Annotated in this window: 9 protein-coding genes; 5 read left to right on the top strand and 4 right to left on the bottom strand. The window is 70.7% G+C overall.

Going from position 1 to position 9868, the window contains the following annotated elements; all coding sequences use genetic code 11:
- Positions 1-99: 99 nt before the first annotated feature.
- The 5 genes from Bsp3421_RS33575 to Bsp3421_RS33555 all read left to right on the top strand — a co-directional run bounded on the left by Bsp3421_RS33575 (position 100) and on the right by Bsp3421_RS33555 (position 5480).
- Positions 100-1083 (top strand): LysR family transcriptional regulator, encoded by a 984-nt coding sequence (locus Bsp3421_RS33575; protein WP_274001391.1) that lies wholly within the window; start codon positions 100-102, stop codon positions 1081-1083.
- 44 nt (positions 1084-1127) lie between these two features.
- Entirely contained in the window at positions 1128-2129 is a 1002-nt protein-coding gene (locus tag Bsp3421_RS33570; protein WP_274001390.1) for a 2-hydroxyacid dehydrogenase, read from the top strand.
- 101 nt (positions 2130-2230) lie between these two features.
- Positions 2231-2890 (top strand): 5,6-dimethylbenzimidazole synthase, encoded by a 660-nt coding sequence (gene bluB, locus Bsp3421_RS33565; RefSeq protein ID WP_274001389.1) that lies wholly within the window; start codon positions 2231-2233, stop codon positions 2888-2890.
- 120 nt (positions 2891-3010) lie between these two features.
- On the top strand, positions 3011-4180 hold the full coding sequence (locus Bsp3421_RS33560; protein ID WP_274001387.1) for an MFS transporter: 1170 nt from the start codon (positions 3011-3013) through the stop codon (positions 4178-4180).
- A 130-nt stretch (positions 4181-4310) separates the two neighbouring features.
- Positions 4311-5480, top strand: a complete 1170-nt coding sequence (locus Bsp3421_RS33555; protein ID WP_274001385.1) for an MFS transporter — start codon at positions 4311-4313, stop codon at positions 5478-5480.
- A 95-nt stretch (positions 5481-5575) separates the two neighbouring features.
- On the opposite strand, the gene fahA is transcribed toward Bsp3421_RS33555, so the two are convergent.
- From fahA to Bsp3421_RS33535, 4 genes are read right to left on the bottom strand one after another with little or no spacing between them, the layout of a single operon-like run.
- Positions 5576-6889 carry a fumarylacetoacetase gene (gene fahA, locus Bsp3421_RS33550; protein WP_274001383.1) on the bottom strand — a complete coding sequence of 438 codons (1314 nt, stop codon included), beginning with the start codon at positions 6887-6889 and terminating at the stop codon, positions 5576-5578.
- Positions 6886-8220: a homogentisate 1,2-dioxygenase gene (gene hmgA, locus Bsp3421_RS33545; protein ID WP_274001381.1), complete on the bottom strand. Its 1335-nt coding sequence runs from the start codon at positions 8218-8220 to the stop codon at positions 6886-6888. The genes fahA and hmgA overlap by 4 nt, the downstream gene beginning before the upstream one ends.
- A 24-nt stretch (positions 8221-8244) precedes the next feature.
- A complete protein-coding gene (locus Bsp3421_RS33540; protein WP_274001379.1) occupies positions 8245-9600 on the bottom strand; it encodes an MFS transporter in 1356 nt (451 codons plus the stop codon).
- The gene (locus Bsp3421_RS33535; RefSeq protein WP_274001378.1) at positions 9597-9821 is read right to left on the bottom strand and encodes a DUF2783 domain-containing protein; all 225 of its coding nucleotides are present in this window, start codon (positions 9819-9821) and stop codon (positions 9597-9599) included. The genes Bsp3421_RS33540 and Bsp3421_RS33535 overlap by 4 nt, the downstream gene beginning before the upstream one ends.
- Positions 9822-9868: the final 47 nt, after the last annotated feature.

Genomic DNA, 9868 nt, shown 5'->3' with positions numbered 1-9868 from the left:
GTGCCGGCGTTGATCCGACAGCGGCGGCCTGCCTTATGGCAGGAGCAGTAAAGCAGGGCAGTAAAACACTACATAATCATTCAAACGGGCCGAAACCAAATGAACCAAATTCAAACCATGCGGGTGTTCGTGTGCGTCGCCGAACTGCAAAGCTTCCGGCGCGCCGCGCGCAAGCTGGGCGTCTCGAACGCACTCGTCACCCGCTCGATCGCAATGCTCGAGGCGCACCTGAACACGCGTCTCATCCATCGCACGACGCGCAATCTCGCGCTGACGGAAGCCGGCACGCGGTATCTCGACGGCTGCCGGGCGCTCTTGGAGGAATTCGATCATCTCGAAGCATCGGTCGCGCACGCGGTGCGGGAGCCGGTCGGCACCTTGCGGGTCGTGATCTCCGGCTCGCTATGTCCGGTCAAGGTCACCCCGCTCGTCGACAGCTTCCGTCGCCAATATCCGAAAGTCACGGTGCAGCTGACGATCGCCGAAGGGCCGGTCGACGTGCTCGACGCCGGCTATGACGTCGGCATCGTGACCGGCAGCCGCCTCGACGGCAATCCGGCGCTGATCGGCCACGCGCTCGCGCCGAACACGCTGGCCCTGTGCGCGTCGCCCGACTACGTCACGCGCCACGGCGAGCCGCATCGCCCGGACGACCTGTCGCGCCACACCTTCATCACGCTGTCGGCCGACCAGCACCGCACCAACTGGCGCCTCTCCGACCCCGAGCACTTCACCCACCTGGTGTCGCTGCACCCGACCTACACGGTCAACAGCAACTGGATGGTGCGGGCGGCCGCGCTGGCCGGCACCGGCGTCGCGCTGCTGCCGGAGAGCTTCATCGCCGAGGCGCTGGAAAGCGGCGAGCTGGTGCGGATCCTCGGCGAATTCCGGGTCGACGACCCCGACACCCAGCTGTCGATCGTCTACCCGAACCGCCAGTTCCTGCCGGCGCGCACGCGCAGCTTCGTCGAACACGCGCTCTACCACTTCGGCGGCCAGAAGCTCGAGGCGAACGGCCACTTCGCGTTCATGCGCGAATCGGGCGCGGTCGAGCGGCCGGAGATCGTCACCGGCCTGCAATAAGCGGCCTGCGTTACACTGCGCGCACCACCCGCAGGAGAAAGGCCGTGCGCGTCATCGTGTTCAGCAGCCGTCAGTACGACGTCGATTCGTTCAACCTGGCCAATCGACCGTTCGGCTATCGGCTGCATTTCCAGCCGTCGCACCTCGACGCCGAGACGGCGATCCTGGCGCACGGCTACGACGTGGTGTGCCCGTTCGTCAACGACTCGCTCGACGCCAACGTGCTCGCACGGCTCGCGGACGGCGGCACCCGCCTGATCGCGCTGCGCTCGGCCGGCTACAACCACGTCGACCTCGCGGCGGCCGAGCGTCTCGGCCTCGCCGTCGTGCGCGTGCCCGCCTACTCGCCCCATGCCGTCGCCGAACACGCGGTCGCGCTGATCCTCGCGCTCAACCGGCGGCTGCCGCGCGCCGTCGCGCGCACCCGCGACGGCGATTTCTCGCTCGACGGCCTGCTCGGCTTCGACCTGCACGGCAGGACCGTCGGCGTGATCGGCGCCGGGCTGATCGGCTGCGTGTTCGCGCGCATCATGGCGGGCTTCGGGATGCGCGTGCTCGTGCACTCGCTGCCGCCGTACGACGACGCGCTGATCGCGCTCGGCGCGCACTATGTCGAACGCGACGTCCTGCTCGCGGAATCCGACATCGTGAGCCTGCACTGCCCGCTGCTGCCGTCGACGCGCCACCTGATCAACGCCGGCACGCTGGCCCAGATGAAGCGCGGCGCGATGCTGATCAACACCGGGCGCGGCGGCCTCGTCGACGCGCACGCGCTGATCGGCGCGCTCAAGAGCGGCCAGCTCGGCCATCTCGGACTCGACGTCTATGAGGAAGAAGGCGGGCTGTTCTTCGAGGACCACTCCGACGAGCCCTTGCAGGACGACGTGCTCGCGCGGCTCCTGACCTTCCCCAACGTGATCGTCACCTCGCACCAGGCGTTCTTCACGCGCGAGGCGCTGGCCGAGATCGCACAGACCACGCTCGACAACATCCGCGCATGGAGCGAGGGTGCGCCGCGCAACCTCGTGCTGCCCAGCCACGCGTGAGCCCGCGCCCGGACCTCGACGCCTGAGCGTCCGGGCCCGCCCCCGCGCCGGTCTGCTATCGTGGCGGATCTTGCCGCCACCCGTTTCCAGCCGCCGTCCCCATGCGTTTCGACGAACCCGCGATCGCCGCCGTCTACCGCGCGATCTTCGAGCGGCGCGACATGCGCCATTTCACCCCGGCCCCGATCGACCCCGCCGTGCTGGCCCGCCTGCTGCGCGCGGCGCACCACGCGCCGAGCGTCGGCTTCATGCAGCCGTGGCGCTTCATCCGGGTCACCGCCCCCGCGCTGCGCGAGCGGATCCACGCGCTCGTCGAGGCCGAGCGCCGCGCCACCGCCGATGCGCTCGGCGAGCGCCACGACGAATTCATGCGGCTCAAGGTCGAAGGCGTGCGCGAATGCGGCGAGCTGCTCGTCGTCGCCCTCGCCGACCGGCGCGAAGCACATGTGTTCGGCCGCCGCACGCTGCCGGAAATGGATCTCGCGTCGGCCGCCTGCGCGATCCAGAACATGTGGCTCGCCGCGCGCGCCGAGGGGCTCGGCATGGGCTGGGTGTCGCTGTTCGACGTCGACGCGCTGCGCGCGCTGCTCGCGATGCCCGCCGGCGCGAAGCCGATCGCCGTGTTGTGCCTCGGCCACGTCGACGCGTTCTACGCGAAACCGATGCTCGAGGAGACCCGCTGGGCCGCCCGCCTGCCGCTCGAAGCCTGCCTGTTCGAAAACGCCTGGGACGGCGCGCCCACCCCGCCGCCCGGCGACTGATCCAACCCCTTATCAGCGCCCTGCATCCGGGTTTTTACTGAGCTAGAATCGCGGCTGTCCTGCCCGCGCGCCGCATCCCGCCGCCCGTGACGGCGGCGGCGCTCCTGCTCCCACACCGCGATGCCCCTGCCTCTCCTCGCCCTTGCCGTTGCCGCCTTTGGTATCGGTACCACCGAATTTGTCGTGATGGGCCTGCTGCCCAATGTCGCGCGCGATCTCGGCGTGTCGATCCCCGCCGCGGGGATGCTGGTGTCCGGCTACGCGCTCGGCGTGACGATCGGCGCGCCGATTCTCGCGGTCGCGACCGCGAAGATGCCGCGCAAGCGCGCGCTGATGGGGCTGATCGGCCTGTTCATCGTCGGCAACCTGCTGTGCGCGCTCGCGCCCGGCTACGCGGTGCTGATGGCCGCGCGGGTCGTCACCGCGTTCTGCCACGGCGCGTTCTTCGGCATCGGCTCGGTGGTCGCGAGCAGCCTCGTCGCGCCGAACCGGCGCGCGCAGGCGATCGCGCTGATGTTCACGGGCCTCACGCTCGCCAACGTGCTCGGCGTGCCGCTCGGCACCGCGCTGGGGCAGGCGTTCGGCTGGCGCTCGACCTTCTGGGCGGTGACCGGCATCGGCGTGCTCGCCGCGGCGGCGCTCGCGGTCTGCCTGCCGAAGCAGCTGGAGATGCCCGGCACCAGCATCACGCGCGAATTCAGCGTGCTGAAGAACCCGCAGGTGCTGATGGTGCTCGGCATCAGCGTGCTCGCGTCGGCGAGCCTGTTCTCCGTGTTCACCTACATCACGCCGATCCTCGAGGACGTGACGGGCTTCACGCCGCACCAGGTCACGCTCGTGCTGCTGCTGTTCGGCGTCGGCCTCACCATCGGCGGCACCGCGGGCGGCAAGCTGGCCGACTGGCGGCGCATGCCGTCGCTGCTCGCGACGCTCGCGCTGATCGGCGTCGTGCTCGCGCTGTTCTCGGCGACGATGCGCGAGCCGTACGCCGCGCTCGCGACGATCTTCGTGTGGGGCGTGCTCGCCTTCGCGATCGTGCCGCCGCTGCAGATCCTGATCGTCGACCGCGCGAGCCATGCCCCGAATCTCGCATCGACGCTCAATCAGGGCGCGTTCAACCTCGGCAATGCGACGGGCGCCTGGCTCGGCGGCATGGCGATCGGTTCCGGCGTGCCGCTCGGGCAGCTGCCGTGGCTCGGCGCCGCGATCGCCGTCGCGGCGCTCGCGCTCACGGCGTGGTCCGCGTCGCTCGAACGGCGGCCGGTGGCGGGCTCGACCGGCGCGGCATAAGCCCGGGCATCGCCCCGGGGCGCGCCCGCGGGCCGCCCCGCTCCGCCGGGCCTGACCCGCGTCATCCATCGGCCACGCCGATACTTCCCTGTTTGTTTTGGCCCGAACGGCCGGTGTAGCATCACGCCCGATGAAAACCGTCCTCACCCGCGACTTCCTCGCGTTGATCCTCAGCGTCGCCGTGGTCGGCCTCGGCACCGGCGCCACCCTCCCGCTCACCGCGCTCGCGCTGAACCAGGCCGGCCACGGCACCGACGTGATCGGCCTCCTGACCGCCGCGCAGGCGGGCGGCGGGCTCCTGATCGTGCCGTTCGTGTCGCGCATCACCGGCCGCTTCGGCGCGCGCCAGATGATCGTCGCCTCGGTGCTGCTGCTGTCGGCCGCCACCGTGCTGATGCAGTTCACCACGAACCTGGTGGCGTGGAGCCTGCTGCGCGTGCTGTGCGGCGCCGCGCTGATCCTGCTGTTCACGATCGGCGAGGCATGGGTGAACCAGCTCGCGAACGACGCGACGCGCGGCCGCGTGGTCGCGATCTATGCGACCACCTTCACGCTGTTCCAGATGACGGGCCCGGTGCTGGTCAGCCAGATCGCGGGCTGGACGGCCGGCCGCTTCGCGCTGTGCGGCGCGCTGTTCCTGCTCGCGCTGCCGTCGCTCGCCTCGATCCGCCGCGCGCCGCTCACCGACGGGCCCCACCAGGAACAGCACGATCACTGGCGCCGCGTGATGCCGATGATGCCCGCGCTGATCATCGGCACCGCGTTCTTCGCGCTGTTCGATACGCTGGCGCTGTCGCTCCTGCCGATCTACGCGATGGACCACGGCGTCGCGGGCGCGGCCGCGGTGCTGTTCGCGTCGATCATGCTGTTCGGCGACACCGCGATGCAATTCCCGATCGGCTGGCTCGCGGACCGGCTCGGCCGCGAGCGCGTGCATCTCGGCGCGGGCGTCGTGGTGCTCGCGCTGATGCCGTTCCTGCCGCTCGTGGTCGCGACGCCGTGGCTGTGCTGGCCGCTGCTGTTCGTGCTCGGCGCGGCGGCGGGCGCGATCTACACGCTGTCGCTCGTCGCCTGCGGCGAGCGCTTCCGCGGCGCGGCGCTCGTCACCGCCAGCTCGCTGGTGTCGGCGTCGTGGAGCGCCGCGAGCTTCGGCGGCCCGCTGCTCGCGGGCGCGCTGATGGAACGCTGGGGCAGCAATTCGATGGTCGGCGTGCTGGTCGCCGGCGTCCTCGTGTTCCTCGCGGCCGCGCTGTGGGAGCGGCGCGCGCTGCCGCAGGGCGACCTGCGCGCCGGATCGTAGAACGCCGCGCGCCGTTCTCGGCGCGCAGCGAAACGGCGGCCGCGCAAGGGCCGCCGTTTCGCTGCGGCCCCGGCATGGCGCCGGGGCCCCGCGCGTCAGCCGTGCGCCAACGCGGGCAGGATCTTCCCCGCGCAGACGCCGAACCCGACCCGGTAGCCCTCGCCCTGGCACCAGCCCGCGAGCGTGAGCTCGTCGCCGTCCTCGATGAACGCGCGCGCGCCGCCGCCGTCCAGCGCAACCGGCTCCTTGCCGTTCCAGGTCAGTTCCAGCAGGCTGCCGAACGAATCCCGGGTCGGCCCGCTGATCGTGCCCGAACCCATCAGGTCGCCCACCCGCGTGTTGCAGCCCGACACCGTGTGGTGCGCGAGCTGCTGCGCCATCGTCCAATACATGTGCTTGAAGTTGGTGCGCGCGATCGTCGTCGCGACGGACGCGCCCTCGGCGCGCAGGCGCACTTCGAGATCGATATCGAAACCGTGCGCGCCCGCGTGGCGCAGGTAGCCGAGCGGCTCCGGCTGCTGCGCGGGCTGCGCGACGCGGAACGGCTCGAGCGCGTCGAGCGTGACGATCCACGGCGAGATCGTGGTCGCGAAGGTCTTCGCGTTGAACGGCCCGAGCGGCACGTATTCCCACTGCTGGATGTCGCGCGCGCTCCAGTCGTTGAGCAGCACCATGCCGAAGATGTGCGACTCCGCGTCCTCGCACGCGATCGGCTCGCCGAGCGCGTTGCCGCGTCCGACGATGAAGCCCGTCTCCAGCTCGATGTCGAGCTTGCGGCACGCGCCGAACTGCGGACGCTCCGCATCCGGCAGCTTGAGCTGGCCGTTCGGCCGGCGCACCGGCGTGCCGCTCACCACCACCGACGACGCGCGGCCGTTGTAGCCGATCGGCATCTCCGACCAGTTCGGCAGCAGCGCATTCTTGGGATCGCGGAACATCGAGCCGACATTGGTCGCGTGTTCCTTCGACGAATAGAAATCGGTGTAGCCCGGGATCTCGACGGGCAGATGCAGCGTCGCGTCGCGCTGCGCCACGAGCACCCGCGCGCGCAGCGCGGCGTCGTCGCGCAGGCGCGCGTGCGCCGCCTCGAACAGCGTGCTCAATTGCACCCGCACGCCGCGCCAGACCTCGCGCCCGAGCGCGATGAAGCCGTTCAGCGCGGCGCGCTCGAACACGTCGCGCGGCGCGCCCTCCGGCAGGTCCAGCAGGCCCGCGCGCTGCAGCGCCGCGAGATCGATGATCATGTCGCCGAGCGCGACGCCCGCGCGCGGCGCGGGATGGCGCGCATCGCTGAACGCGCCGAACGGCAGGTTCTGGATCGGAAAATCGCAGTCGACCTCATTGGCCGACTGCAGCCAGCTCTTGCGCGCGGGATCGAGGGTCGCGCGCAGTTCGGGGGTCAAGCTCATCGTTGCTCCGGATTGAAGTATTTGCGGATGCCCTGCCAGCACTCGAAGTAGTTCAGCTGCCGCTGCGCCGAATCGAGCGCGTGGCGGGTCGGACGGATCAGCGTGCGGGTCTCGAACATGAACGCCATCGTGTGATCGACCTTGTGCGGCCGGGTCGTGTCGGCGGCGGACGCCTTCTCGAACGATTCGGCATCCGGCCCGTGGCCCGACATGCAGTTGTGCAGGCTCGCGCCGCCGGGCACGAAACCGCCCGCCTTCGCGTCGTAGGCGCCGTGCACGAGGCCCATGAACTCGCTCGCGACGTTGCGATGGAACCAGGGCGGACGGAACGTATCCTCGGCCGCGAGCCAGCGCGGCGGGAAGATCACGAAGTCAATGGTGTCGACGCCCGGCGTGTCGCTTTGCGACTGCAGCACGAGGAAGATCGACGGATCGGGATGGTCGTAGCTGATCGTGCCGATCGTGTTGAACACGCGCAGGTCGTACTTGCAGGGCGCGTAGTTGCCGTGCCACGCGACCACGTCGAACGGCGAATGGCCCAGCTCCGCGCGCCACAGCACGCCGTTCAGCTTCGCGACCAGCTCGAACGTCCCTTCGCGGTCCTCGTAGGCCGCGACCGGCGTGAGGAAGTCGCGCGGGTTCGCGAGCCCGTTCGCGCCGATCGGGCCGAGATCCGGCAGGCGCAGCAAGGCGCCGAAGTTCTCGCAGATATAGCCGCGCGCCTCGCCGTCCGGCAGCGACACCGCGAAGCGCACGCCGCGCGGGATCACCGCGATCTCGCACGGCTCGACGTCGAGGCGGCCGAACTCCGTCATGATGAACAGGCGCCCCTGCTGCGGGACGATCAGCAGCTCGCCGTCCGCGTTGTAGAAGAAGCGATCCTCCATCGAACGGTTCGCCGCATACAGGTGGATCGCGCAGCCGTTCATCGCCGCGGCCGAGCCGGTGCCGCCCATCGTCACCCAGCTGTCGATGAAGTCGGTCGGCGCGCTCGGCATCGGCATCGGATCCCAGCGCAGCTGGTTCGGCGGCGTCGGCGGCACGTCGGCCGAATCCGCGAAATCGCCGACGATGCGGTGCGCGCCTTCCAACCGCTCGAACGGCCGGTGCATCGAGGCCGGCCGGATCCGGTACAGCCAGGCGCGGCGGTTGTGGCCGCGCGGCGCGGTGAAGGCCGTGCCGGACAGCTGCTCCGCATAGAGGCCGTACGGCGCGCGCTGCGGCGAGTTGCGGCCCTGCGGCAACGCGCCCGGCAGCGCCTCGGTCGCGAACTCGTTGGCGAAGCCGCTCTGGTAGCCGGCCGCGCAGGGTGTCGAAAGGTCAAGCGTCATGGTTGTCGTTCTCCATCATCATTCTCAAGCGGCGCGCGGCGTCTGCCCGCCGCGCCGCCGCGTCACGCCCGCGAGGCCCAGCACGAACAGCGCCGACCCCAGCACCGGCAGCGCGGCCGCGTGGAACAGGGCGCCGTTCGACCAGTTGAGCGCAATCAGTTGTCCGCCGACGAGCGGCCCGAGCACCGAGCCGATCCGGCCGATGCCGAGGCTCCAGCCGATGCCGGTCGAGCGCAGCGCGGTCGGGTAGTACTGGCCCGCGAGCGCGTTCACGGCCGGCTGGCCGCCCACCACGCAGAAGCCGCCGACGAACACCGCCGCCAGCAGCCACGGCAGCGAGCCCGCGACCGTGCCGATCAGCCCGACCGACAGCGCCGCGCACGCGAAGCAGGCGAACAGCACGCGCACGAAGCCGTGGCGCTCGATGAACCAGCCGAGCGACAGCGTGCCGATCACGCCGCCCGTCTGCAGCACGGTGCCGACGATCACCGCGACGCCCGGCGTGTAGCCGGCGTCGCGCATCACGGTCGGCAGCCAGTTCGACAGGAAGTACAGGTCGATCAGGTTCATGAAGCTGATCGACCACAGCAGCAGCGTGACGGGCAGCCGGCCCGCGCGGAACAGCTCCGCCACGGGCGCGCCCGCCGCCGCCGTCTCGCGCGCGACGAGCCGCGTGCCGGCGTCGAGCGCGAGGCCCGGCGCGAACGCGGCGAGCCACTGGCGCGCCTGCGCGTCGCGCCCCTTCAGCACGAGGAACTGCAGCGATTCGGGCAGGCGCGCGAGCATCACGAGCGCGAGCACGAGTGGCACCGCGCCCCCGACCACGAACACCGCGCGCCAGCCGAACGCCGGGATCAGCGCGGCGCTGACGAAGCCGCCGAGCGCCGCGCCGACCGTGAAGCCGCACGACACGATCATCATCCGCTTCACGCGATGCGCGGCGGGGCTGAACTCGCCGACGAGCGCCATCGCATTCGGCATGATGCAGCCGAGCCCGAGCCCCGTGACGAAGCGCAGCGCGATCAGCGCGGGAATCGTCGACACGAACGGCGTCGCGAGCATGCTCAGCGCGAAGAACAGCGTCGAACCGATCAGCACCGGGCGCCGGCCGATCCGGTCGGCCAGCACCGACAGTCCGAGCGCGCCGAGCAGCATGCCGAACAGGCTCGCGCTGAACACCGGGCCGAGCGCCTGCTTCGGCACGCCCCATTCGGCGATCACGCTGGGCGCGACGTAGCCCATCGCCTGCGCGTCGAAGCCGTCGATCACGAGGCACAGCCCGCACAGCGCGAGCAGCATCCAGTGGAACACCGGGCGATCGGTCTCGTCGATCACGCGCTCGATCTCGAGCACGCGCGCGGTCGCGGCCGGCGCGCTCATCGCGGCGTCTCCGCAGCGGGCGCGACGCGCGCCGCGCCGGCGCGCGCGAGCGCCATCGCCTCGCGCAGCACCGTCAGGTCGCCGACCTGGTTCGCGAGCAGCAGGATCAGCTTCGCATTGACGAGCTGGCTCTCGCTGTCCGACAGGTCGCGGTGCATGTCGATCAGCGCTTCATAGAACGCGTCGGGATCCGGCAAACGCGAACGGGTGTCGAGGGGCATCGAAGGTCTCCGCTTCATGGGGATGCGTGTGGCAAGGGCGCGCGCAT

Origin of the sequence: Burkholderia sp. FERM BP-3421 (genome assembly GCF_028657905.1) — a bacterium.
Classification (GTDB): Bacteria; Pseudomonadota; Gammaproteobacteria; order Burkholderiales; family Burkholderiaceae; genus Burkholderia.
The sequence above is the reverse complement of the archived record's forward strand: the minus strand, read 5'-3'. Positions and strand labels throughout refer to the sequence as shown.